The sequence below is a fragment of the Aeromonas sp. Y318-1 genome, from assembly GCF_027706125.1.
Classification (GTDB): Bacteria; Pseudomonadota; Gammaproteobacteria; order Enterobacterales; family Aeromonadaceae; genus Aeromonas; species Aeromonas hydrophila.
In genome coordinates this window covers 15,608-40,135 of sequence record NZ_JAPDCM010000002.1, presented here as the reverse complement: position 1 = coordinate 40,135, position 24,528 = coordinate 15,608, and the positions used below count along the sequence as shown (strand labels likewise).

Annotated in this window: 19 protein-coding genes and 1 riboswitch; of the genes, 7 read left to right on the top strand and 12 right to left on the bottom strand. The window is 62.8% G+C overall.

Annotated features, from left to right (window positions below):
* Positions 1 to 75: 75 nt before the first annotated feature.
* Entirely contained in the window at positions 76 to 1,884 is a 1,809-nt protein-coding gene (locus tag OKB87_RS02790) for a M3 family oligoendopeptidase (RefSeq protein WP_270826396.1), read from the top strand.
* Positions 1,885 to 1,935: 51 nt separating this feature from the next.
* On the opposite strand, the gene OKB87_RS02785 is transcribed toward OKB87_RS02790, so the two are convergent.
* Positions 1,936 to 3,351 (bottom strand): nucleobase:cation symporter-2 family protein, encoded by a 1,416-nt coding sequence (locus OKB87_RS02785; RefSeq protein ID WP_244088916.1) that lies wholly within the window; start codon positions 3,349 to 3,351, stop codon positions 1,936 to 1,938.
* Between the two features lie 469 nt (positions 3,352 to 3,820).
* On the opposite strand from OKB87_RS02785, the gene ycfP reads away from it, so the two are divergent.
* Together ycfP and OKB87_RS02775 are read left to right on the top strand one after the other, a co-directional pair.
* Positions 3,821 to 4,360 carry an alpha/beta hydrolase YcfP gene (ycfP, locus tag OKB87_RS02780; RefSeq protein WP_016351064.1) on the top strand — a complete coding sequence of 180 codons (540 nt, stop codon included), beginning with the start codon at positions 3,821 to 3,823 and terminating at the stop codon, positions 4,358 to 4,360.
* Positions 4,361 to 4,438: 78 nt separating this feature from the next.
* Complete coding sequence (locus OKB87_RS02775) at positions 4,439 to 5,731, top strand: NAD(P)/FAD-dependent oxidoreductase (RefSeq protein WP_270826395.1); 1,293 nt, start codon at positions 4,439 to 4,441, stop codon at positions 5,729 to 5,731.
* A gap of 105 nt (positions 5,732 to 5,836) precedes the next feature.
* Here the strand turns inward: OKB87_RS02775 and OKB87_RS02770 are convergent, their stop codons facing one another.
* From OKB87_RS02770 to OKB87_RS02760, 3 genes are read right to left on the bottom strand one after another with little or no spacing between them, the layout of a single operon-like run.
* Entirely contained in the window at positions 5,837 to 6,637 is an 801-nt protein-coding gene (locus tag OKB87_RS02770) for a hypothetical protein (protein WP_270826393.1), read from the bottom strand.
* A 46-nt stretch (positions 6,638 to 6,683) separates the two neighbouring features.
* On the bottom strand, positions 6,684 to 7,763 hold the full coding sequence (locus OKB87_RS02765) for an HBL/NHE enterotoxin family protein (RefSeq protein ID WP_016351061.1): 1,080 nt from the start codon (positions 7,761 to 7,763) through the stop codon (positions 6,684 to 6,686).
* 24 nt (positions 7,764 to 7,787) lie between these two features.
* Positions 7,788 to 8,906: a hypothetical protein gene (locus tag OKB87_RS02760; RefSeq protein ID WP_270826391.1), complete on the bottom strand. Its 1,119-nt coding sequence runs from the start codon at positions 8,904 to 8,906 to the stop codon at positions 7,788 to 7,790.
* A 448-nt stretch (positions 8,907 to 9,354) separates the two neighbouring features.
* Here OKB87_RS02760 and OKB87_RS02755 point away from each other — a divergent pair, with 448 nt between their 5' ends.
* Both OKB87_RS02755 and OKB87_RS02750 read left to right on the top strand, forming a co-directional pair.
* Positions 9,355 to 9,672, top strand: a complete 318-nt coding sequence (locus tag OKB87_RS02755; RefSeq protein WP_011706400.1) for a heavy metal-binding domain-containing protein — start codon at positions 9,355 to 9,357, stop codon at positions 9,670 to 9,672.
* A gap of 272 nt (positions 9,673 to 9,944) precedes the next feature.
* Entirely contained in the window at positions 9,945 to 10,547 is a 603-nt protein-coding gene (locus OKB87_RS02750; RefSeq protein ID WP_044800221.1) for a hypothetical protein, read from the top strand.
* Positions 10,548 to 10,589: 42 nt separating this feature from the next.
* On the opposite strand, the gene cysG is transcribed toward OKB87_RS02750, so the two are convergent.
* The 5 genes from cysG to OKB87_RS02725 form a co-directional block, all read right to left on the bottom strand.
* The gene (gene cysG, locus OKB87_RS02745; protein ID WP_270826390.1) at positions 10,590 to 11,981 is read right to left on the bottom strand and encodes a siroheme synthase CysG; all 1,392 of its coding nucleotides are present in this window, start codon (positions 11,979 to 11,981) and stop codon (positions 10,590 to 10,592) included.
* Positions 11,982 to 12,153: 172 nt separating this feature from the next.
* Entirely contained in the window at positions 12,154 to 13,164 is a 1,011-nt protein-coding gene (asrC, locus tag OKB87_RS02740) for a sulfite reductase subunit C (protein WP_270826389.1), read from the bottom strand.
* An 11-nt stretch (positions 13,165 to 13,175) separates the two neighbouring features.
* Positions 13,176 to 14,015 (bottom strand): anaerobic sulfite reductase subunit AsrB, encoded by an 840-nt coding sequence (gene asrB, locus OKB87_RS02735; RefSeq protein WP_333563315.1) that lies wholly within the window; start codon positions 14,013 to 14,015, stop codon positions 13,176 to 13,178.
* Position 14,016: 1 nt separating this feature from the next.
* Positions 14,017 to 15,075 (bottom strand): anaerobic sulfite reductase subunit AsrA, encoded by a 1,059-nt coding sequence (gene asrA, locus OKB87_RS02730; RefSeq protein ID WP_270826387.1) that lies wholly within the window; start codon positions 15,073 to 15,075, stop codon positions 14,017 to 14,019.
* Between the two features lie 200 nt (positions 15,076 to 15,275).
* A complete protein-coding gene (locus tag OKB87_RS02725; protein WP_270826385.1) occupies positions 15,276 to 16,118 on the bottom strand; it encodes a patatin-like phospholipase family protein in 843 nt (280 codons plus the stop codon).
* 265 nt (positions 16,119 to 16,383) lie between these two features.
* Between OKB87_RS02725 and OKB87_RS02720 the strand changes: the two genes are divergently transcribed.
* The gene (locus tag OKB87_RS02720) at positions 16,384 to 17,397 is read left to right on the top strand and encodes a S66 family peptidase (RefSeq protein WP_270826384.1); all 1,014 of its coding nucleotides are present in this window, start codon (positions 16,384 to 16,386) and stop codon (positions 17,395 to 17,397) included.
* 89 nt (positions 17,398 to 17,486) lie between these two features.
* On the opposite strand, the gene OKB87_RS02715 is transcribed toward OKB87_RS02720, so the two are convergent.
* Entirely contained in the window at positions 17,487 to 19,748 is a 2,262-nt protein-coding gene (locus OKB87_RS02715; protein ID WP_270826383.1) for an LTA synthase family protein, read from the bottom strand.
* A 254-nt stretch (positions 19,749 to 20,002) separates the two neighbouring features.
* Between OKB87_RS02715 and OKB87_RS02710 the strand changes: the two genes are divergently transcribed.
* Positions 20,003 to 21,091, top strand: a complete 1,089-nt coding sequence (locus OKB87_RS02710) for a hypothetical protein (protein ID WP_024944922.1) — start codon at positions 20,003 to 20,005, stop codon at positions 21,089 to 21,091.
* 94 nt (positions 21,092 to 21,185) lie between these two features.
* Here the strand turns inward: OKB87_RS02710 and lysC are convergent, their stop codons facing one another.
* Positions 21,186 to 22,538 (bottom strand): lysine-sensitive aspartokinase 3, encoded by a 1,353-nt coding sequence (lysC, locus tag OKB87_RS02705; RefSeq protein ID WP_270826381.1) that lies wholly within the window; start codon positions 22,536 to 22,538, stop codon positions 21,186 to 21,188.
* An 89-nt stretch (positions 22,539 to 22,627) separates the two neighbouring features.
* A riboswitch (Lysine riboswitch) is annotated at positions 22,628 to 22,852 on the bottom strand.
* A gap of 107 nt (positions 22,853 to 22,959) precedes the next feature.
* Positions 22,960 to 24,288 carry an amino-acid N-acetyltransferase gene (argA, locus tag OKB87_RS02700; RefSeq protein ID WP_270826380.1) on the bottom strand — a complete coding sequence of 443 codons (1,329 nt, stop codon included), beginning with the start codon at positions 24,286 to 24,288 and terminating at the stop codon, positions 22,960 to 22,962.
* Positions 24,289 to 24,528 lie beyond the last annotated feature (240 nt).

The following is a 24,528-nucleotide window of genomic DNA, read 5'->3' as shown; positions in this document are numbered from 1 at the left end:
TCCTGGTGGCGGGCCCTGTGGCTCGCCACGCGCATTCAAAGGGGCTCGGCCCCGCAACCTGATGACGAGCATTTGATGCAGCAACGAATCTACCCACAACAGTGGCAAAACCAGCATATCTATCCCGCCCTCGACTGCCCGCAGGTGGCCGCGGATCTCGCCCTGGCGCGCGCCAATGTGGACGAACTCGGCCTGTTCATCGAGGGGCTTGGCGCCGTGCGGACCAATGCGCAGGCGCTGCAGGATTTCTTGCGTGAGGCGCGGCTGCGGGCCCAGCGCATTCGCAACATCGGCTGGAACCTGGCCGTGCTGGCGGCCTGTCAGGGCAGTCAGGATGCCCGCGACGCGCTGGCCAAGCAGCTGGCCTCCCGCGCCCGCGCCCTCAATGCCGATCTGTTCAAGACCCTGGCCCCGGTCGAGGATCTGATGCTGGCGCTGCCGGAGCCCGAATTCGAGCAGCTGATGGCCGACTCTCTGCTGGGGGAGGAGGCGTACCGGCTGCGTCACGAGCGCCGCTTGCAGGATCAGCGCCTGCCGGTGGAGGCGGAGCAGCTGGTGATCGGCCTTGGTACCGACGGTCTGCACGCCTGGGGTAACCTCTACAACGATCTGGTGGGCAAGATCCGGCTGGTGATCGATGGCCGCGAGATGGGGTTGGCCGAGGCGAGCAACCTGCTCTCCAGCTCGCTGCGTGCCCTGCGCCGGGAGGCGTTCGATGCCATCAGCGCCGGCTGGGAGGGGGAGCAGGAGACGGTGGCCGCCATCCTCAACGCCATCAACGGCTGGCGGCTTGAGCTTTCGCGCCAGCGCGGTCGCAGCCGCCAGCTCGATGCGCTCGATCTCTCCTGCCATCAGAGCCATATCGAGCGGGCGACCCTGGATACCCTGATGCAGGAGACCTGGCGCGCACGCGGGCTCGGTCAGCGGGCGCTGGGGCTGATGGCCGAGCGCCTCGGTATCGAAGAGCTGGGGCCGGAGGATTTGTTTGCCCCGCCGCCGGCCGCGGTGAGCCGCGAGATCCCGTTCGAGGAGGCCATCGAGATCATCGCCGAGGCGTTCTCTCGTTTTGATCCCGAGATGGGCGAGTTTGCCCGCATGATGGCCGAAAAGGGGTGGATCGATGCCGCACCCACCCCCAACCGGCGCACTGGGGCCTACTGCACCAAGTTTGCCGAGCCGGTGGAGCCGCGGGTCTTCATCACCTATGCCGGCACCATGGACAACGTCATTACCCTGGCGCACGAGCTCGGCCACGCCTGGCACAACTGGCTCATTCGCGATCTGCCCATGAGTCAGCGCAGCTACCCCATGACGCTGGCGGAGACCGCCTCCATCTTCGCCGAGACCCTGGTGCGCAGCGCCCTGTTCGAGCAGGCGCAGACCCCCGAGGAGCAGCAGGCCATCGCCTGGGCGGAAGCGGACGGCGCCGCCACCTTCCTGGTCAATATCCCGGCCCGCTTCGATTTCGAGCGGGCCCTGGTGGCGGAACGAGCATCTGGCTATGTCTCGCCGGCCCGGCTCAAGGCGTTGACCGACGAGGCCTGGGGCCGCTGGTATGAGCAGAGCCTGTGCCGCTATCACCCCCTGTTCTGGGCGGCCAAGGCGCACTTCTCCATCGCGGGCTTGGGTTTTTACAACTACCCCTACCTGTTCGGCTATCTGTTCAGCCTCGGCGTCTATCAGCAATTGATGAGCCGTCAGGCGGCGGGGGAAACTAACGTGGCCCAGGCCTATCGCGACCTGCTGCGCGATACCGGCCGTATGAGCGCCGAAGATCTGGTGGTCAAGCACCTGGGCCAGGACATCCGCCAGAGCGCCTTCTGGCAGGGCAGCCTGGCGCTGGTGGAAGCGGCGGTTGATCGCTTCGCCCAGACCCGCGGCTAACACAGGCTTGCTGAATGAAACCGCCGGGCAGCCATGCTGCCCGGCGGTTTTTTATGGGGCGGGTTTGCCTGGTTGCGGCTGAGCGGGCGGGCGCACCGGCCCCACCAGCAGGGGCCTCGGCTGGTGGCGCAGGTCCGGCTGGTAGCCGTTGAAAAAGAGGTTGAGCAGCACCGAGCTGAGGGTGGCCAGCAGGATGCCGCTGTGAAACAGCGGTTGCAGGGCGGCGGGGAAGTGCTGGAAGAAGTGGCCGGAGACGGTGGGGATCATGCCTATCCCTAAGCTGATGGCGACGATGTAGAGGTTGTGGCGATTGCTGTTGTAGTCGGCCCTGGCCAGGATGCGGATGCCGGTGGCCAGCACCATGCCGAACATCACGATGCCGGCGCCCCCCAGCACGAAGGGGGGAATGGAGGCGACCAGCACCGACATCTTGGGCACCAGGCCGAAGGCGAGCAGGATCCCCCCCGACATGACGCAGACCCAGCGGCTCGACACCCCTGTCACGCTCACCAGCCCGATGTTCTGGGAGAAGGAGGTGTGGGGGAAGCTGTTGAAGATGCCGCCGATGATGGTGCCGATGCCGTCCACCCGCAGGCCGCGTACTATGTCGCCCCGGCTGGCCGGGTGGCCGACGATGTCGCCGAGCGCCAGAAACATCCCCATCGACTCGATAAAGGTGATCAGCATGATGACGGTGAGAGTGGCGATGGAGATGGGATCGAAGGTGGGCCAGCCGAAGGCGAACGGCACTATGGGGGCGAACCAGGCCGCTTCACTCAGGCCGTCCAGGCTCACTTCCCCCATGGCGATGGCTACCCCGAAGCCGAACAGGATCCCGAGCAGCACCGAGATGTTGCTGAAAAAGCCCTTGGTGAAGCGGGTGACCAGCAGGATGAAGGCCAGCACCAGAAAGCTGGTGCCGATGTAGCGCAGGCTGCCGTACTCGGGGTTGCCCTTGCCCCCCGCCATCCAGTCGATGCCCACCTGCATGATGCTGATGCCGATGGAGGTGATGACCACCCCGGTCACCACGGTGGGAAAGAGCGGCATCAAGCGGCCGATGAGGGGCACCAGCAGGGTGGAGAGGATGCCGGCGGCGATGGTGGCGCCGAAGATGCCGGTGAGCCCCAGCGCCGGGTTGGCGCCGATGGCCAGCATCGGCATGACGGCGGCGAAGGTGACCGACATGATGACCGGCAGGCGGATGCCGGCGAAGCGGCCGATGCCGAGGCACTGCAGCAGGGTGACGATGCCGCAGCAGAAGAGATCCGAACTGATGAGATAGGAGATTTGATCCTTTGGCAGCCCCAGGCTGCCGCCGATGACCAGCGGCACCGCCACGGCGCCGGCATACATCACCAGCACATGTTGCAGGCCGAGGGTAAAGAGTTGGCCGGGGGGGAGCAGGCGCTCCACTTCGTCGATGGCGCGGCCCTTGGCCGCCCCGGGGGGCTGGGTCTGGTTCATGAACAGATCACTCCTTGCGACCCGGCGGCGAGAGCCGGGCAAGATGGGGCAGGCTGGCTGCCCCGTTCATGGATGGGGTCCGGGTCGCCCTGGATCCGGCCGCGCAGGCGAAAGTTGCCTTCACGCGGTATCGCAGGGGGAGTGCAGGAACCGTGCTCAGCCGGCGTGCATGGGTGTCTGTTGGCCCTGTTTGTGCGCATTTTTGCAGGCGGGATCACGCTTGCACGCGCCGACGGCTGACAATCGTTTGCCAGTCGATGGGGCCGGGCTTTCAGATTGGTAGCCCGGTTATCATTTCGGTCGGTCGGGCTCTCAGATTGATAGCCGGCAGTGGACGGCGGCGCGCCGTCTGGTTTCATCCGTAACCGAGGGCGTGATCCAAAGCAAGAAAGTAGGATGTTTTGGTGGCGCAGGGCCCCGCCGCTGGGGTAGTTTCGATAAAACCGACACAGATCCTGAGGTCTTATCCATGATCATCTATCTGCATGGCTTCGATGCCACCAGCCCGGGCAATCACGAGAAAGTGCTGCAGTTGCAGTTTATTGATGATGATGTGCGTTTCGTGCACTACAGCACGGTTCACCCCCGTCATGACATGAGCCACCTGCTCAAGGAAGTGAAGAAGCAGCTCGACATGAGCACCGATCCCAAACCCCTCATCTGCGGGGTGGGGCTGGGTGGGTACTGGAGCGAGCGCATCGGCTTCCTGTGCGGCATCAAGCAGGTGATCTTCAACCCCAACCTGCACCCCGAAATCACCATGCAGGGCAAGATCGACCGGCCGGAAGAGTACGAGGATATCGGCACCAAATGTGTGTCTGAATTTCGTAGTAAAAATTCAGGAAATTGCCTCTGCATCCTTTCCGTTCAGGATGAAGTGCGCGATAATGGCGAAACTGAGCGTGAATTGAAGAATTATTACAACATCGTGTGGGATGAGCGAGAGACGCACAAGTTCAAGAACATCTCTCATCACCTGCAACAGATGAAGGCTTTCAAAGAAGCCTGATTGATCGTCACGTCATGGATTCAACTATCAAGGGAGCCGATGGCTCCCTTCGCTTTAATGGAACCGAGGTAATTAACCATGACCAATATTGTTGTCGTCGGCGGCGGTGCCGGCGGTCTGGAGCTGGCTACCAGCCTGGGCCGCAAGCTGGGCAAGAAGAACAAGGCCAAGATCACCCTGGTTGATCGCAACCGTACCCACCTGTGGAAACCCCTGCTGCACGAAGTGGCCACCGGCTCCATGGACGCGGGCATCGACGCCCTGAGCTACCAGTCCCACGCCAAGAACCACGGCTTCGACTTCCAGCTGGGTACCCTCACCGACATCAAGCGCGACGAGAAACGCATCGTGCTGGGGAAGATCGTCGACGATAACGGCGACATCGTGGTCAACGAGCGCGAGCTGCCCTACGACTACCTGGTGATGGCCATCGGTTCCGTCTCCAACGACTTCAACACCAAGGGCATCAAGGATCACTGCATCTTCTTGGACAGCCCCACCCAGGCGCACCGCTTCCACAACAGCATGATGAACCGCTTCCTGCAGTTCGCGACCGAATACCAGCCGGGCGACAAGGTGAAGATTGCCATCGTCGGCGGCGGCGCCACCGGCGTCGAGCTCTCTGCCGAGCTCTACAACGCGGTCGAGCAGCTCTATGCCTACGGCTTCAAGAACCTCACCACCGACAGCCTGAAGGTCACCCTGGTAGAAGCGGGCCCCCGCATCCTGCCGGCCCTGCCGGAGCGCATCAGCGGCGCTGCCCATCAGGAGCTGGTCAAGCTCGGCGTGGACGTGCGTACCGCCACCATGATCACCGAAGCGACCAGTGATGGTCTGCACACCAAGGATGGCGAGCTGATTGAAGCGGACCTGATGGTGTGGGCGGCCGGCATCAAGGCGCCGGACTTCATGAAGGATATCGCCGGTCTTGAAACCAACCGCATCAACCAGCTGGTGGTGAAAGAGACCCTGCAGACCACCCGCGACGAGAACATCTTCGTCATTGGTGACTGCGCCGCCTGCCCGCAGCCGGACGGCAAGTTCGTGCCGCCGCGCGCCCAGTCCGCCCACCAGATGGCGACCCAGGCGTTCAAGAACATCCTGGCCAAGATGAACGGCGGCGAGCTCAAGCCCTACCTCTACCACGACCACGGTTCGCTGGTATCCTTGAGCCGCTTCTCCACCGTGGGCAGCCTGATGGGCAACCTGATGCGTGGCTCCATGATGGTGGAGGGCTACATCGCCCGTCTGGTCTACATCTCGCTCTACCGGATGCACCAGATTGCCCTGCACGGCTACATCAAGACCGGCCTCATCATGCTGGTGGGTCGCATCAACCGGGTGCTGCGCCCGACCCTGAAGCTGCACTAAGCCGCCTGGGGCAACCGTGCCGGGGTGGCAATGGCCCCGTGCACCATGAAACGCGCACTATGAAAAAGGAGAGGCCAAGGCCTCTCCTTTTTTGTTGCTGGGATATCAGGAGGCGTCCACCTGCAGGGTGCGCACCTCGGTGAGGGCGGCGGTGAAGAACAGCCGCGCCAGTTCCGGATCCCCTTGCCCGGCATCGCGGGCGACGTTGGCAATGTCGCCGCCGAGCAGGCTGATGGTGTTGCCGACCTTGCTCACCCGATCGATGAGGGAGCCAAATTGCTGGGAGAAAGCCGTCGTCTGGCCGAGGAAGCCTTGCTGACGCTGGATCTGCCCCTCAATCTGGTTCACCTGTCCCTCCAGGCTGCTCACCTTGTTCTGGGTCTGCGTCAGAGTGACGGCCAGGGCGATGAGGCCCGGCAGTCCCAGCAATCCCAGCCCCAGCAGGTAGAGTTTTTTCTTGTTGAGGGAGTCGAGCTCCTGCCGGGCACCGTCCAGGTTGGATTGCAGCCCGGCGATGGTGGCTTGCAGCTCCACGCCGATCCGTTGCAACGCGATGTTGTCTTGCGTGATGCGATCGTTGGCGGTCTGGCTGGCGGTCAGGGTCTGGGCGGTCAGGGTCTGGATGGGGGCGATCTCCTGCTCGACCAGATCGACGAACGCCTTGAGCGCCTCGGGGTTGAAGGGGCCGGTATTGGCCAGCTGCTGGGTCAGTTGCAGCTCCAGGCGGGCAGCAAATGCCAGGACCTGCTGCTGCATGGTTTGCACCTGGGGCAGCAGGGCCGCAACCACCTCACCGACGTTCTGCTGGATGTTGACGGCGTTTTGCGGCAGACCGCTGAAGGACTGAATGGTCGCTTCGGCCTGCTGCATGTTGGCAATGGATTGGGAAAGAATGCCGTTGCTCATGGGGTCTCCTTGCTGAAAGAGGGCGGCCAGGCCGCCCTCCCGTGGTTTAGGCGGCTAGGCGCGCCACGAAGTTGGCGATGGTGTCGGTCTGCGGCACTTGCAGCGGGCTCACCCCGGCCATCTGGGCCTTGATGGTGGTCACGTCGGTGAGCACCGTCTTGACCGTGGTGTCGGCGGCAGTCAGCCAGAGCTGGCGGATGTCGTCGCCGCTGGTGATCCCCTTGTCCAGGTCGGTGATCAGGCTGCCCAGATCGGAGGTGAGGGAGTCCCAGGCGTTGCTCATCTGGGTGGCGGCGGTGACGGCGTTTTGCGCCTGTACCTGCAGCCCCTTGTAGCCGTTGCCGATCTGGGTAGCGATCAGCACCTCGCTGTTGAGGCTGCTGCGTTTCTGGTACAGATCCTGGCGGGCGCCCAGCGAGTTGTGCAGCACAATGGCGCCAGCCGTGATGCCGCCGGCCCCGGCCACCATCATGGCGACCCCGCCGATGACCACCGGGGTCGAGGTGCCGGCGGTCACGAAGTCGGCCACGGCACCGATGGCGGTGACGAAAGCGCCACCAATCACCAGCAGCCCCCCGGCGACGATGCCGGCGATGGCGCCGTCAATGGCCGCGTTCACCTTGTCGATGTCGCCGTTGAGCTGGGCGAGCACCCCGTTATCCCCCTGCACCTTGCTGTTGAGGTTCACCACGATCCCCTGGAAGTTGCTGGAGTCGGTGATGAGGTTGTTGTTGAGATTGACGATCACCAGGCGGGTATCGGAGGAGAGCCGCTGATATTCGGTGGCCTGCTCCTTGATGACGCTCAGCTGCCTGAGCCACTGCGCCTTGGTGGAGCCGGGCGGCAGCACGGCCGGAATGGCGTTTTGCAGGGCAAAGTAGTTGGAGATGTTGCTGATGTTGGTGATGATCTGCGGCTGGATGGTATTGAGATAGAGGTCGGCGTGCCCCTTCGCCAGATCGAGCCCCTGGTTGATCTGGGTCTGGTTGTCCTTGAGGTTCGGGAACTGGCTGAAGTCCACCGGCACCTGCTGCTTGACGCTGTTGCAGTAGGTCTGGATCTGCATGGCTTGGGAAGCCTGGTTGGCCATACCCTGGTCCATGGTAATGGTTGTTGCGTTGGTCATTTGGCATGTCCTTGCGTGGTGGGATTAAGCGTCGGGCAGGATGCCGTTGCCGGCGTAGGCTGCCTTGATGTCGTCAACCTGGCTCGAGAGCAGCTGCCAGGACTGGGTGTTGAGCGCCACGGTGCGTCGCAGTTGGCGTACGTCGTCGGGGCTGTTGAGGTCAGTGACCACGGGCACGGCCCCTTGGTAGGCGTCGGCCACCTTCTGCCAGCCTGCGGGCAACTGGGTGACGGTGTCGGCAACCCGGCTGTAGGTGTCGACAAACAGCTGGTTTTGCGCCTGCACCGACTTGGCCACGCTCAGCAGGGTGTTGGTGGCAGCCAGCGCCTGATAGGCCTGGGCCAGCTTGTCGGTGTTGGTCTTGAGCTCGCGGGCCGCCTGACTGGAACCAGCAATGCCTGAGGAGAGCGCCTTGAGGCCGGAGATCATGTACTGGGTCTGCTGATCGGTCTCTTTGGCTATCTCCTGCGACGTGGCAGGTTTGGCTCCCTTGTCGGCCGGTTTCTGCTCTAGCGTCAGCGAGGTGACGATGGCTCGCCCCAGCTGGTTGACCCCCTCACCGGCCTTGCCACCCTCATCGACGATCGCTTGGATATTGGCGGCGATAGCCTGGTTGAGGGCGTCAATGATCTCGGTCTGACGCTTGGCGTCGGCCATCAGATCCTGCTCGAGCTGGGTGATGACGCCGTTGAACTGGGTCATCAGGGGGCGCAGGGAGCCCCAGGCCACCTGCACGCGGGTATTGAGTGCCTGGGCATTGAGCCGGTAACTCTGGGCCTGATCGACGAGGGACGTCAGTTGTTGTCCCAGCCGGGCCCCGCCCGCGAGAACGGCTGCGTCGTCTTCCTGACCCAGCAGGCGGTTGAACGCGGCGACCAGGGCGTAGAAGTTGGAGCCGTTGCTCAGCAGATGGATAAGACCGGACAGGTTGGTCTGCTGGTAATAGCGTGCCTGGTTCATCATCTGGGCCTGGTAGGCCTCGATTTTTACCGCGAGGGTGGAGTCGATCTCGCTGTTGGCCAAGGACTGTTGCATCAACAGCAAGTTCGCATAGGTCTGGTTGAGCAGGGCGGGTGAGGTCGCGGACAGGTAGGCGGCCAGCAGACCTTGATCCCCCAGATCCAGGGTGGCGATCGTGGTCATGACATGGCCTCCATCGCGGTGTCGGCGAGCGGGCTGGCGGGGGAACATGTCCCCAGTGCGAGGGTGGGGTGAGGTAGTCGGGTATCCTGCTGCATCATGCTGCTCTCCTCGTGACAAAGTGGGTCTGTCCCCGCGCTGGTGCCGGGACAGACTCACCCTAGGGAAAGGCAAAATGGGTCACAACTGACAGTTTTGTCACTTGATGTTTGAGCCGGATCGGCTAAAGAAGGGGCGTCTGCACGGGGCGTTTTGGTGGCCCGGTGTTGTCTTTTGCCGATAACGTTTGCCGGTAAACAGGCCTGTCATCGGGCTGTGGCTCCGGGATATGGCTCCGGGATATGGGCACGATCAGCCAGGGTCTGGCTGGCACGTATCGAGTCTGCCGGCTTGCCTGGTCTCCTGCGCTGCTTTAGGCTATCTCCCCAGTACACTCCACAAGGAAAGCAAGATGATCCTCTCAACCACTCCCACCCTGGAAGGCAAGACCATTCGCGAGTACCGTGGCATCGTCGTGGGCGAAGCCATTCTCGGCGCCAACGTGTTCAAGGATCTGTTCGCCGGCATCCGCGACATCATCGGCGGCCGCTCCGGCGCCTATGAAAAAGAGCTGGCCCGGGCCCGGGAAATCGCCTTCGACGAGCTCAAGGAGCGCGCCGCGGCACTGGGGGCCAATGCGGTGGTCGGTATCGACATCGACTACGAGGTGGTGGGGCAAAGTGGCAGCATGCTGATGGTCAGCATCAGCGGAACCGCCGTGCTGGTTTAAGCCTGCGTCCCTGCTGTTGTGACATAGGCCGATAACCTGGTTATCGGCTTTTTTGTGGGTGCTGGCGGTGCCGCTTCCCTGGCCATCTGCGGAAAATTTGCCAATGTATGCTCATAACTTTTTGATTGTTATCTTTAATATTTTTTAATAATGGCCCGTTGCCGATTTTATATTTTTTAACTGGGCGGCGGTGAGTCGTCAGCACTAGAGTGTGTGCCATCAGGACGACATCCGGCACGGATGACATTTCATCTCTCTCAAGGCGTATCAAGATGCACAAGAAATCAGCTCTGTTGACCATCATCACTCTGGCCATCACCGCCCATGCCGGCAGCGTTGCGGCGGCCGTGCCCAACTTCAGCGCCAGCTGCCCCATGAATATCCAGGTCAAGGGAGAAGGGGGAAGCGTCTACATCAACGGCAAGAAGGCCACCCTGAAAACCGATGCCCCCAATGCCTATTCGGCCCAGAGCGGCAAGATCATGATCGGCATCACCTCGGATTCCGCCACCAGCGAGCCCAGCATCGACTACGCCATCAAGCACGACAAGCGTGCCAATGGCATCTGTACCGTGCAATCCTGGTCGGCAGGCAAGGCGGCCGCGTTGCCGATGGCCAAGGGGGACTCTCCCTATCAGGGCAAGTGGACCGCCAAGAACAGCGGTACCGGTCAGACCGTGGCCGAGATCCGGATCGACGGCAAGGAGCAGGTGTGGGTCAACGAGGTCAAGGTGAAGGCCAAGCGCACCGACGGTGCCCTGCAGTTTCGTCAGGGGATGATCCTCTATACCCTGCAGGGCGATCCGCGAGTGCGCAGCGAAAGCAGCTGGCAGGATACGGATGCAGGTTCGACCGGTCCTATCTCCTTTGAATAAATTCGCTTTTTACTGGTCTGCTAAGGGGCGTGCTATGAGCGGTTACACTCCGGCCAGGGTATTGGCTTCGCCGTACCAATCCAGTTTGTCAGCCAGCGTCACGACCGAACCTATGATGATCAGGCTCGGACTGCCGACCTGGGTTGCCAGCTGCGCCAACTGCTGCAGCTTGCCGCGTACCACCCGCTGCTGCAGGTGGGTGCCTTGTTCCACCAGCGCCACCGGGGTGTGACCGGGCAGGCCGTGGGTCTGCAACTCGTCCTGAATGCGGCCGGCATGGGCCAGCCCCATGTAGAAGACCAGGGTCTGGTGCGGGGCCGCCAGCGCCGACCACTCCTGTGCGATATTGCCCCCCTTGTCGTGGCCGGTGATGAACTGCACCCGCTGGGCGTGATCACGGTGGGTGAGGGGAATGCCGCTGTAGGCGGCGCAGCCAGATGCGGCGGTGATGCCCGGCACCACCGAGAAGGGGATCCCCGCTTCGGCCAGGGTCTCCAGCTCCTCGCCGCCCCGGCCAAAGATAAAGGGATCGCCCCCCTTGAGCCTGACTACTTGCTTGCCGAGCAGGGCCTGATCCAGCAACAACTGGTTGATCGCCTGTTGCGGTACGCAGTGGCGGCCCGCCTCTTTGCCGACGAAAATCCGCTCGGCATCCCGGCGAACCAGCGCCAGCACCTCCTGCGACACCAGCCGGTCATAGACCACCACATCTGCCTGTTGCAGCTGCTGCAAGCCGTTCAGGGTGAGCAGCCCGGCATCGCCGGGGCCGGCGCCCACCAGGGTGACGCTTCCCTTGCTCTGCTGTGGCTCATTGAGCAGCGCGTTGATGCTTTGTTCGGCTGCCTGCTGCTGGCCCCGCGCCAGCTGGCATGCCAGTCGCTCATGGCTAAAGAGCCGCTCCCAGAAACGGCGGCGGGCCAGTTTGTCCGGTATGGCCTTGACCCGCTCGCGCAGCTTGCCCGCCAGGGTAGCGAGCTGGCCGAGGTGTTGCGGCAGCAGGGCTTCGAGTTTTTCTCGTAGCTGACGGCTCAGTAGCGGCGCCGCGCCTGCGCTGGAGATGGCCACCATCAGCGGCGAGCGGTCAATGATGGCGGGCATGATGGCGCTGCAGTGGGCCGGAGAGTCCACCACGTTGCAGAAGATCTGGCGCAGATTTGCTTCGCTGAAGACCTGCTGATTGACCTCTGGATTGTCAGTGGCGGCGATCACCAGCCATTTGCCATCGAGTAGCTCGGGGTGAAAGTCGGCGGCGCAGACGGTCAGCAGTCCCTGCTCGGCCCAGCTCATCAGCTGGGGCTCGAGATGGGGGGCATTGATGGTCACTCGGGCTTTGGCATCGAGCAGCAGGCGCGCCTTGCGCACCGCCACCTCACCGCCGCCGACGATAAGCACCGGCTTGTGTTGCAGCTGACAGAAGAGAGGGAGAAAGTCCATAACGGGCTCCGGATACGGGTCCGGCAGCAGCGGGCTGCGCAGGACGAAAAGAGGAGAAGGAGTTGAGGTGCAGTGAGAGGAAAAAGGGGGAAGCGTGATTCACGCCCGGGCCAACGACAGATCCCCACCGGTTGTCGGCCACTATGATCAGCTTCCCCAAACGAGGTTTTTCCTATTGCACCGCTTTAACATGCATGTTGGCGACGTACTGATCTTCGGTCCAGAAGATGCGGTCAGCGACCATGGCTTCCGGGTTGAGGGTGACGCCGCGCAGCACCCGCTCCTTGAACTTGTGATAACCAGCTCGGTCGATGAGATGGCCCATGTGCAGGTAGATGGGCTTGCCATCCAGCATCTCGGCCTCGAACTCGAACAGGTTCTTGATCACCGCATGCAGCACATCTTCGGTCACCCAGTTGAGAAACAGCTTGCCGGTACGGGGGGTCTTCTTGCTGGTGCGTCCCCCCAGCTTGACCATGTAGAGCTGCTTGGGATCCCGCTGCCAGGCGAGGGTCGGGCAGGCCAGCACGCACTCGCCACAGCCGATGCACTTGCTCTCCTCCTTGACCGCCTTGCCATGCTTGATGGCGAGGCAATCGACTGCGTGGTGGCTGCATGCCTTGACGCAGGCGCCGCAGCCAATGCAGCGCTCGGCATTGAAGTGGATTTTGGCGATGCCGAGAATGCCGAAGTCGGCCATGTTGGCCTTGGCGCAGTCGTTGGGGCAGCCGGCGATCACCATCTTGAGGTGATAAGGGTTGGGGTAGAGGTGCTTCTCCATCCGCTGGGCCAGCCCGGTACAGTCGATATTGCCCTTCTGGCAGATGGTGTTGCCCTGACAGGCGACGATATTGCGCCCGCCGATGCTCTGGTAACCGGCTCGGGTGTCCTCTACCTCGATGCCGCAGGTCTCCACCTCGATCTCCTTGATGAAGGGCTCGAGGGCGGCGTTGACCTTGTCCATGTCCTGATACTTGATGCCGGGCATCGCCAGCTTCTGGCGGGTGGTGAGGTGGATCAGGCCGTTGCCGTACTGTTCGGCAATTTGCTGGGCTACCGCCAGCAGGTGCGCGGGCATGATCCCGCCGGGAATGCGCACGCTGATCATCGCCTCACCGCGCACCTTGGAGAGGCGGTATTCGTTCTTGGCGCGGGCCTTGATGATGTCGATATCGAGACTCATGGTGTTCTCCCTCAGTCGATCAGATGCTGGGCCTGGTCAAAACGAAAGACCGGTCCATCCACGCAGATATAGGTGTCGCCCATCCGGCAGTGGCCACACTTGCCGACGGCACAGGCCATGCGGCGTTCGTAGTCGACCCAGATGCGATCCTTGGGGATGCCGCGCTCAAGCAGAGCGAGCACCACGAAACGGATCATGACGGGAGGGCCGACCACGATGGCCTGGATATCCTCCTTGTCAGCGAGATCCAGCTGATCGATGTAGTCGGTGACCCGGCCGATGCGAAACTGCTCGCTCTCCTCACCCTCATCCAGGGTGACGATGAGATTCTGGCGCTCGGCCCAGAGCGGCATCTCGTGGCGATAGAGCACCGCCTGCTCGTTCTTGAAGCCGAGGATCATGTCGAGGGATCTCACCTGTTCCGGGTGTTTGCTAAAGCGGCGCAGCAGCCCCTTGACCGGAGCGACGCCGGTGCCGCCCGCCACCACGATGAGGTGCTGGTTGCGGTAGGTCTCCAGCGGGTAGCCGTTGCCGTGGACGCCGCGCATCCACACTTTGTCGCCCACATCGAGGGCAAACAGCGCATCGGTGACCTTGCCGACCTTGCGGATCAACAGATCCACATAGCCATCGCCATAGTCGGAGACCGAGATGGGCGCTTCGCCGACGGTGGGCAGGGAGATCTCCACAAACTGGCCGTAGTGGACATCAAAGTCGCGGGAGACCCGAAAGTTCCACTCAAGCTCGGTGTGGCGCTCGATGGCCAGAATGGTGTAGGCCTTGGGCAGCAGGCGATTTTCGACCACGTCCTGCTGCGGTTCTGCTGTTGCGGTTTGCTGGCACTGGCACATATCAGTTCGCCCCCTGCGCGTTGTCGGCTGCGATGGTCTGTTCGACCACATCGGTCATCTTGTTGATGATGTTGCTAAAGGAGATGTAGTGAGGGCAGCGATCGTCGCAGCGGCCGCAGCCGACGCACATGTGCTCCTCCCCCTGACGGGCCTTGTAGTCGTTGACCTTGTGCAGGGCGCGATAACGCAGGCGCTCGCCATGCTTGGCACGAAAACCGTGGCCACCGGCCATGTCGCTGAAGCCATCCACCATGCAGCTGGCCCACTGGCGACGGCGCTCACCCTGATTGGGATTTTCCGCATAGGTGAGGTCGTGCACGCTGTAGCAGCTGCAGGTCGGGCAGGAGGTGGTGCAGCGTCCGCAGCCGATGCAGCGGCTGTCGTACTCGGCCCAGACCGGATGAGCGGTGAGGATCTGGCGGATCCGCTGGGGGTCGTCACAGACGCTGTCCGGGGTGCGAACCTTGACCGGATTGCTCTGGACAAATTCCGGGGTGAAGTCGTCGGGCTCGCCCAGCTCGGCAAAGTAGCCGAGCAGCTCGGGATCCTTCACCTCGATGCGGGCACCGTCATCGCTCAGACGAATGGCGGCGGCGTAGTCCTGGGTCTCGTTGCTGCCCATGGCGACGCAGAAGCAGTTCTCGAAGCTCTCGCGGCACTCCAGCAACACCAGCTTGAGCTTGCTGCGCAGCCGGGCGTAGTAGACGTCGCTGTTCTGGCCATTTTTCAGGTAGACCTGATCCAGCCTGCGCAGGGCGTGGATATCGCAGCTGCGCAAGAACAGCAGGGTGGGCTTGGCCTCCACCTTGGATTCGCGCAGCTCCAGATTGTCGAAGTGGAACAGGGTCTGGGTGATGGGGAGCACCACCTCTTTCGGGGAGAAGTGGGACTTCTCCTGCCACACCAGATCGGCCGGATGGCGGATGCTGTGGTAGGTGACGTTGTCGGTGTCGGAGAAGCGGCCGCCCCGATATTCGGCCGCGGGCGCCATGATCCGGTAATCGGGCAGCAGCCGCTCGAACAGCTGCGCCAGCGCGGGATGGGTGAGAAGAAACGACATAAATAAACACCTTGTATGAGGGTGAGATGCCCTGGCATAGGGATGAGGCGCAGACCGCTCAGAGTGTCTGGCACCTGTGTTGGCCACGCTTGCCTCGCCACGGTCTGTTTTTATGACTCATGTTGCTCAACTGACCCGATTGTTATTGTGTTGGCGGCGCGTGCGTCGCGGCAGGTCGGGTCATGCCTGTAAAACCCTTGTCAATTGAGCAGGGCGGCCTGATAGCCGGCGCACTTGCCCATCACGTAACCGAGCTCCAGCTTGTCGGGATCTCGGGTAAAGCGGGAGACCGGGAAGTAGTCGGCCGGTGCTATCACCTCGATCTGGCAGTCCGCCGGCGGATGGGCGATAAAATCGAGCGCCTGGTTGTAGCTGCGATCCCGCTGTTCCAGCGCCTGCGCCAGGGCGGGGCGGGTTTTCAACAGGGTGCGGATCATCCAGGGGAAGGGCATCGGCTTGAGCCGATAGCCGAGCGGTTCGGAGAGGATCACCGTCAGCTGACGGGCGCCGCGTCGGTAGGCCTCGATCACCGGGATGGAGTCGGCCACCCCGCCATCGGTCATCGGCACCCCGTGCACCTCGGGGTATTCGCGGGAGGCGAGGGGAATGGCGCAGCTGGCGGGCAGTACCTCGTTCATGTTCTCCGGTTTGACCCGGATGTACTCCGCCTTGCCGGTCAGGGTGTTGGTCACCACTGCGTAGAAGGGGATGCCGGTCTCCCGGTAGGCGTGAATATCGAGGGGGTACTTGCGGCAGCTGGTGTGCCACAGCCAGTGGATATCCACCAGATTGCCCCCCTTGGCAAAGCGCAGCGGATCCATGAACTCCTGGCGGCAGGCCAGCTCGGTCAGGATGTCGTGGCTGCGACCATGCTGGCTGGCGAGATAGGCCAGCAGGTTGGTGGCCCCCGCCGAGACGCCGATGGCAAAGTCAAACGGGCGATAGTCATGCTCGATGAAGGCATCCAGCACGCCGCTGGCAAATATGCCGCGCATGGCGCCGCCTTCGACAACCAGAGCGCTGGGGGATGGGTGTGTATTCATGACTGACGCCTCATCGATGATCCGGCCAAACAGAGCCGTATTAGAAAGGCCAGCAGCGGGCTGGCGAGCTGATTGGGTTCATTCTAGGCAGGGGATGTTGTTCGGTATATCTGTAAATTTTGAATCAGTCGTTTTGTTTTTATAAACAAAATGGGTTGCTTGACTGCTTGTGAAGCAGACCAGGAAGGGACTAGTATGGAGACGTTTTCATCCTCAGCCCCGGGAAGGAGGGGCCCCATCATCTCTGTCAGGGAGTACGCAATTCATGGCTCTGCTCAAACCGCCGGGGCTCAAGCCCGGCGATACCATCGGCTTTTTTTCTCCCTCCAGTGCGGCCACTGCCTGGGCGCCAAACCGCTTTGCCCGTGCCGGGGCGTTTCTGGAAGGGCAAGGCTTCAGACTCAAGGCGGGCAGCCTCACCGGCCAGCAGGATCACTGGCGATCCGGTTCCATCACCGCCCGGGCTGACGAGCTCAATGCCCTCATTCGTGATCCGGAGGTGCGCTGCATCATGTCGGTGATTGGCGGCAACAACTCCAACTCCCTGCTGCCCTACCTCGATTTTGATGCGCTCAAGCGCGATCCCAAGATAGTCATCGGCTACTCCGACGTGACGGCCCTGCTGCTCGGCATTCATGCCCGCACTGGCCTCGTCACCTTCTACGGTCCGGCGCTGGTGGCCTCTTTCGGCGAGCTCTCTCCGCTGGTGGACGAGACGCTGGCGGGCTTTCGCCAGATCTGCCAGGCCGGTGGTGGTGGCGTGCCCCACACCTTGCCGACCCCGGCGCAATGGACCGAGGAGCGGCTTGACTGGGAGAACCAGACCCGTGCCAAGCAGTGCCAACCAAACCGACTGATCTCGGTGGGCACCGGTCGGGTGCGTGGCCGGCTTATCGGCGGCAACCTCAATACGATGGCGGGGATCTGGGGCTCCCCCTATATGCCGGCCATCGAGCAAGGGGACATTCTGCTGCTGGAAGACAGCCTCCATTTGGCAACGACGGTTGAACGCTCGTTTGCCCACCTCAAGCTGTGCGGGGTGTTTGATCGCATCGGTGCCCTGGTGCTCGGCAAACACGAGCTGTTCGACAGTCAGGGCAGCGGCCGGCGGCCGCTCGATATCCTGCTGGAGGTGGTGGGGGAGCCGACCTTCCCCATTCTGGCGGAGTATGACTGCGCCCACACCCACCCCATGCTGACCCTGCCCCTTGGTATCGAGGCGATACTGGATCTCGATGCCCAGCGTCTCACCCTGTGCGAGTCCTGGCTCGGCGAGTGAGCCCACTGCGGCTGCTATGGCTGCATCGGCACATAGACAAAGAGGTCGCCTGGGCGACCTCTTTGTCATCTGTCCCGCGGTAGCGGAGCTCAGGGCAGGGCGTCGGGCCGGAAGCTGGCGCGGATCTGCGGCACCAGGGGGGCTACATCGAAACCCTTCTCTTCTCCCAGCACCGGGTGGAGCAGGGCCAGATCCGGGATGGGGGTCATGTCGCCTGCCAGCAGCTGGCGAGTGGCCTGGCCCATCTGATAGAGCTGGCGCACCGGGGCAAACTGGGTCGCCAGATTGAGGGAGTCATCGGCGCGGGCAAAGGCCATCATGGGGATCTGGTAGCTGGCATCGCGGGGCGGCTTGTCGCCGTGAATGCCCTTGCCGGCGGACATCAGGAACGGCTGGTGATCGCCAAACGCCACCACCAGGTAGCGTTTGCCTGAGCGATCCAGGCTGGTCAGCAGATGCTCCAGCGACGCCATGGCATCCACCACGCCGGTGTAGTAGGTGTTGAGCAGCTGGCGATCGGCGTCGCTCTGATCCGGGCAGGCTTTGTCGAGCTGCTGGGCCTGGTAGCGATCCCCGTCGAAGGGGCCGTGCCCCTGCATGGTGACCGCGTAGGCAAACAGCGGTTTGTCATCCTGCTCGCTGCGCTTGAGCAGGTGGTCGACGAGGGCATCGTCCGAGATATAGAGCCCCTTGTGTTCGAGCGTGGAGAAGCGGGTATCGAACCAGCGCTCCTCATAGCCAAGGGCCGGGATCGCCTTGGCGCGGCCCCAGAATTTCTCCACATAGGGGTGGGCAAACAGGGTCTGGTAGCCACTTTGCCTCGCACTTTGCGCCAGGCCCGGCACCTGCTCCGAGAGGTAGTAGTAGGGCACTACCCCCTGTTTGAGCAGCCCCACCGGCAGACCGGTGTTCATCTCGAACTCCGCCAGTACCGTCATGCCGCCGGTGGTGGGGGAGTGGATGGTCTTGTGCCACTGCTGCACGCTGGCCGGCAGGCTCAGGGTAGGGGGCGGCGCGCAGATCTTGCCCTGCCAGCCGAGCCAGAGGGATTCATATTGCAGCACGATCACCAGATCGAAGCGAGGTGGCTGGCTCAGGCTGACGTGGCTGAGCTGAGGGGTGAACTCGTTGATCTGCAAGGGATAGCGAAACACGCTGCCGCTTTGCAGCATCTCGTCCACCAGGTTGAACAGATAGAGGCCGGGCCCCGAGCGGATGATGTCCCTGTGGTAGTTGACCGCTCTGTCCACGTAGCGAATGTTGGGCCCCAGCAGCTTGTTGCCGGTCTGGGTGGCGAACACGCACAGCGCAAAGAAGGCGGCGGTGGCGGCCAGGGTGCGCAGGATCCAGCGCGACAGGGCGAAGCGCCAGCACAAGAAGAGGGCGAGTGCACCGCCCAGCAGCGGCAGCACCGGGTGCTGCTCCAGCAGGATGCGCAGCAGCGCCACCAGGTTGCCGAGATCGTCTCCCCCGAGCGGTACCCCGTAGATGGCGATCTTCATGAAATTCGCCAGCAGTCCGATGCCGGACAGCGCCGTGAACACCAGCCCCATATAGAGGTTGAAGCCCGCCAGCGCACAGAGGCTCCAGCCCAGCACCATGCTGCCCCAGGCGAGGTAGTAGTGCTCCGGGCGAAAGCCTGACCAGAGCAGAAATTCCCCCAGCTTGAACACCACGAAGCCGTGCAGCAGCACGAAGGTGAGGTTGCCGAGCAGCAGGCTGCCGGCGATGCGCCAGCGCAGATTGCGCCTGAGGGTGGGCAGCACCACCTTCAGCACGGCGGCGCTCAGGGCCAGCACCAGCAGCAGGCTGGTGCAGAGATAGGTGAGGTTGAAACCCCGCTCCGGCAGGGTCTGCAGGATCTGGCTGAATTCACCGCTCTCGGGCCTCTCCTTGAGCAGCAGGCCGATCCGCAGCTGATAGCGGCTGGCCAGGGCGTCGTCGGGGGCGCGCAGGGTGCTGTTGAGATCCAGGGTACAGCGCCCCTTGCGGCACTGCTGGCGCTTGTCCACCGGCTGGCTCAGCTGATCGATGCGCTCGCCCCTCTCATTGAGCAGCTCCACCCTGACCTTGTCACCCTCCTGCAGCGGCCCGCGCAACTGCCACTGGCTGCGAACCACCAGATAGAGGCCGCGGCTGTCGCTCTTGTAGAGCAGGGCGTGACGGGTGAGGGTGGCGATGGGGTTGTCCGCCGGCCCCAGCACCAGCGGCTGGGCTCGACCGAGCCAGCTGGCGGGGTTGATCTGCGGCAGCAACAGGGTCAGCAGCAGCAGCGCGGCCAGCATGGCGAGCAGCACGGCGGGCAGAGCGGGCACCCTGGCTGACAAGCGCGCTGAAGTGGGGGCTTTCATATGGGCTCATCCTTTGAGCGAGTGACGATGAAACATGGCTGCTGCATTTAATTTGACCCGATGGTGATGGGCTTGTTCCTTGTTGTCAATTTAATGACCGGACAATGAACATTGCGTGACCGTGAAACCATGCAAACTGTGATCCCGATCCGGGGGCCGCACTCATTCTGTGATGAAAGCGTCATCATGGCGCTTTGCCACTGGCCTGCCTCTGCCTTGCTGCTTAGTCTCTCAATATGGATGGAGGTACATGTATGAATCCCAAAGTAGCGGCACGTCAGGCAAGATTGCTCCGCATGCTGGAGAGCAAACAGGAGATCCGGATCGGGCGCGAGCAGGACTGTCCCTTGTCCGTGGCCAAGCTGGTGCGACTCAAGGAAGATCATCCGGCGGTGCTCAAGGTCTATCGTCACGGCCTCACCGCCGAGGTGTTCCACCTCAAGGTGGAGGGACATCACTGGTGCCTGAAGCGGCGCCGGCACGACTCCCTGGTAGCCAACGTGGACGGCAGAACCGCCTTCCTGACCGAGCTGGAGCGCCGCCGCGAGATAGAGGCCCTGCGGGAGTTGCACCCCACCATCCTGGCCAACGTGGTCTGTACCTGTTTTGGCTCGGCCCGGGCCGGCGTGCTGGTCTCCCCCTGGCTGCGGGGCGTGCCGGTGCATGAACTGAACGAGCGCAACCTGGCACAGATGCTGGCGGTGCAGGCGGAGCTGGCCCATTGGGGCTGGTTTGACTGGGATCCGAGCCCCGGCAACCTGCTCGACGACGGCCAGCAGATCAGCGTGTTCGACTTTGGCTACATGTGGCCCTTTGACCCCCGCCATGAATTCAACTCCAACGGCCTCACCGATCCCGCATTTCACGTGCCGGAGCGGCTGGAGACCCGCACTCTCTCGGGCCTGTGGCTCGACGAGCCGGATCCGCTGCCGCAGTTTCGTTACTGGCGCGGCCTGTGCATCAATTGGGCGCAGCGGGAGCTGCAACACCTGACCCGGGAGGGGGCGAGCGCGCCCGTGCTGGCCCGCTTGCAGAGCCTGCTGGGGGAGTGGCGCTCGGCGCTGGCCAGCGAGGAAGCGCTCGCCGCCAACTGGTGGCGCGACATGTATCGCAGCCATCGGCTCGACATTGCCGACGATCTCAGCGGCAAGAGCTGCGGCCCGCTCACCCTGCGCCGGCTCGACTGGTTGCAGCAGGCGGTGACCGAACACTTCGCCGAGCTGGTGGACAACCTGGGACCCGACGAGGCGGGCTTAAGTCAGGCAGCGCTGCTGAGCCGGCTGGAAGGGCTGCGCGAGGAGATCCGGGCCAACCTGCTGCCGGTACCGACCCTGGTGGGTTAGGGAGAACCGCACTTAGATCTCATCTGCGTATCACCTTATATAAACAGAGGGGCCAGCCGGCCCCTCTTTTTGATCCTCGATATGTGCCAGCCCCTTAATCGAGCAGCTCCTGGTGGAGACGGTTGACGATATGACCCGACTCGTCCTCCTTGACCAGGAAGCAGAGGTTGTGGGCGCTGGCGCCGTAACAGATCATGCGGATGTTGTGCTCGCGAATGGCGTCAAAGACCTGACTGCCCACCCCGGCCGCCTCGCTCATCCGGTTGCCGATGAGCGCCACCAGTGCCAGCCCCGTCTCCACCTGCACCTTGCACAGCTGACCAAGCTCCGCCAGCACCTTGTCGCCGAGGATGGGCTCGCCATTGCTCTGGCTGCCGGTGTGATCCAGGGTGAGCGACACGCTCACCTCCGAGGTGGTGATGAGATCCACCGAGATGCGGTGGCGGGCCAGGATGCCGAACACCTCGGCCAGAAAACCGTAGGCGTGGAACATGTTGAGGCTGTGCAGGGTGACCAGCACCTGGTTGCGGCGCAGGGCCACGGCGCGAAACAGCGGATTGGTGCGAGTGCTGGCGCGGATCCAGGTGCCGCCGGCGGCCGGATCCTTGCTGGAGCCGACAAACACTGGGATGTCCTGGCGCACCGCCGGCTGCAAGGTGGCCGGGTGCAGCACCTTGGCGCCGAAGGTGGCCATCTCGGCCGCCTCCACGAAGCTGATTTCGGGGATGGGGCGGGCCCGGGTGACCAGGCGCGGATCCGTGGTGTAGATGCCGGGCACATCGGTCCAGATCTCGATGGAGCCGGCGTCGAGTGCCTCGGCCAACAGGGCCGCGCTGTAATCGGAGCCACCCCGGCCGAGGGTGGTGGTGCGCCCATCACCGTCGGCACCGATAAAGCCCTGGGTGATGATGAGGCTGTCGCCAAGCAGGGGGCCCAGCGCGGCCTGGCAGAGGGCGCGAGTGGCGGCCAGATCCACGCTGGCCTTGCCAAAGCGGCTGTCGGTGCGCAGCAACTGGCGCGCATCCTGCCAGCAGGCCTTGACGCCGCGCTGGCGCAGCAGTTCGGTAAAGAGGCGGGTGGACATCAGCTCGCCGCAGGCGATGAGCCTGTCGGCCAGCTCGGCATCGGTGTGCAGATGAGCCTGGCGTGCCATGGTGCGGATTTCGCCGAGCTGGCCGTGGATGAGGTCACTCAGATCGCCTGAGTCGCCCAGCTCCGTCAGAATGGCCTGCTGGATCTCGGTGAGCCTGGCCAGTTGCGCCTCCTGGCCCGCCTCGTCCAGATCGCCCTGAGCCAATGCAACCAGCAGGTTGGTGACGCCGGCGCTGGCGCTCAGCACCACCACTCGGGTGGCCGGGTTGGCCAGCACCACATCGGCGCAGTTGTTCATGGCTGCCGCGTTGGCGACGCTGGTTCCGCCAAACTTGGCGACATTGATCGGGCTCATTGCTTACTCCTGTCTTAATATGAAAATCCGGATCCATCGGGCAAAAAGAGAGGAGGAGGCTGAAAATGGCAGGAATGATCGAAGCTATCCCGGCCAGAAGCACTCCACCCGCAGAGCCCATCCCGTACCCGCCCCTGACGGGGCGCGGTGGGGGATGACCACTACCGATGACAACCCGGGGGATTCAGCCCCCGCAGCCGACACTGAGGTATCCAGTTGCCTCAGATGTCTCGGCGCTGCTCCCCCTGACCCAAGTTCACCGGACACTGGTGTCCTCCCTCGAGCTGCCTGGGCAGCGCTCCTCTTCTGGCTCCACCAGGGCGGTGGAGTGCATTTAGAAATACCTTGCGTTGGATTGCACTGTCAATCGAGTTTGTGAAAAAGTTCAAAAAGTCAGCCAAGCCAACGCAAAATCAATGGCTTATATGATTGTCTTTGACAAAACCTTGGAGCGACGCTGCCAGTTGTAGAGGCGCTGGCGCGCCACCGGCAGATCTTCCACCTCCAGCGGATCGAAGCCCCGTTCCCGGAACCAGTGAATGGAGCGGGTGGTGAGCACGAACAGGCGGCGGATGCCGAGCCGTTTGGCCCGCTCGGCCACCTTGGCCACCAGCTGATCCCCACGGTTGGAGTTGCGGTAGTCAGGGTGGATGGCGACGCAGGCCATCTCCGCCATCGCCTCTTCCATGAAACAGTAGAGCGCCGCGCAGCCGATGATCAGGCCGTCGCGCTCTATGATGGTGAACTTGTCGATCTCCATCTCCAGCTGCTCGCGGGAGCGGCGCACCAGAATGCCTTCCTCCTCCAGCGGGCGGATGAGATCCAAGATGCCACCGATGTCCTCGATGGTGGCGGCGCGCGCCTGCTCGGCGCTTTCCCGCACTATCTGGGTGCCGAGGCCATCGCGGCTGAACAGCTCCTGCAGCATGGCGCCATCATCTTGATAGCTCACCAGGTGGGAGCGGGGCACGCCGCCGCGGCAGGAGGCGATGGCCGCACGCAGATAACGGGCGGTGCCAGACATCTCTTCCCCCGCCTGCTCCAGCTCCACCAGCAGCTCTTCGGCCTGCTCGGGGAAGAGCTCGGAGATAGCCTCGCCATGGCGGTCCATCACCCCCTGGGTGCTGCTGAAGCAGATGAGCTTGTCTGCTTTCAAATCTACCGCCACCCGGCGGGCCACCTCTTCCGAACTCAGGTTGAAGCTCTCGCCGGTGACCGAGCAGCCGATGGGGGAGATGAGCACTAGGCTCTTCTGATCGAGCTGGCGGGTGATCCCCTCCACGTCGATGCGGCGTACCCGACCGCTGTGGCAAAAATCGATGCCGTCATCCACCCCGAGCGGCTGGGCGGTGACGAAGTTGCCACTCACCACGCTGATACGGGCACCCTGCATGGGAGTGTTCGCGAGCCCCATGGAGAGCTGGGCGGTGATGTCATACTGCAACCCGCCGCACACCTGCTTGATGATGGCGAAGCTCTCGTCATCGGTGACCCGGATGCGCTTGTGGTACTGGGCCTCGATGCCGGCACGAGCCAGCGCCTCGTCATTTTGCGGACGGGAGCCGAATACCAGCACCAGGCGTATCCCTAAGGTCTGCAACAAGGCGATATCGCTGACGATGTTGGCGAAATTGGGGTGGCAGAGGGCTTCCCCCCCCATCATCAGCACGAAGGTGGCGCCTCTGTGCACATTGACGTAGGGGGTAGACTGCCGAAAGGCATAGACCAGGCTGGGTTCGCGTTCACGCACTTGAGGCTTCTTCCATAAAAAAACAGCAATGGGCTCAATATATGAAAATAAATTCACAAATCAAGATTAAATATTGATTTGGCGTGATTTTGTCACCGGGACGGCCAGGCGGACAGAACAGTGGTGACACCAGGCAGGGCAGGGGCGTCAGCGGTGTGAGGGTGCGCCTCAGGTTGATCCCGGCCCATAAACTGTTATCTTCGATATTCCTTTTCGTCAGCTGTGCGATCGCACAGGTTT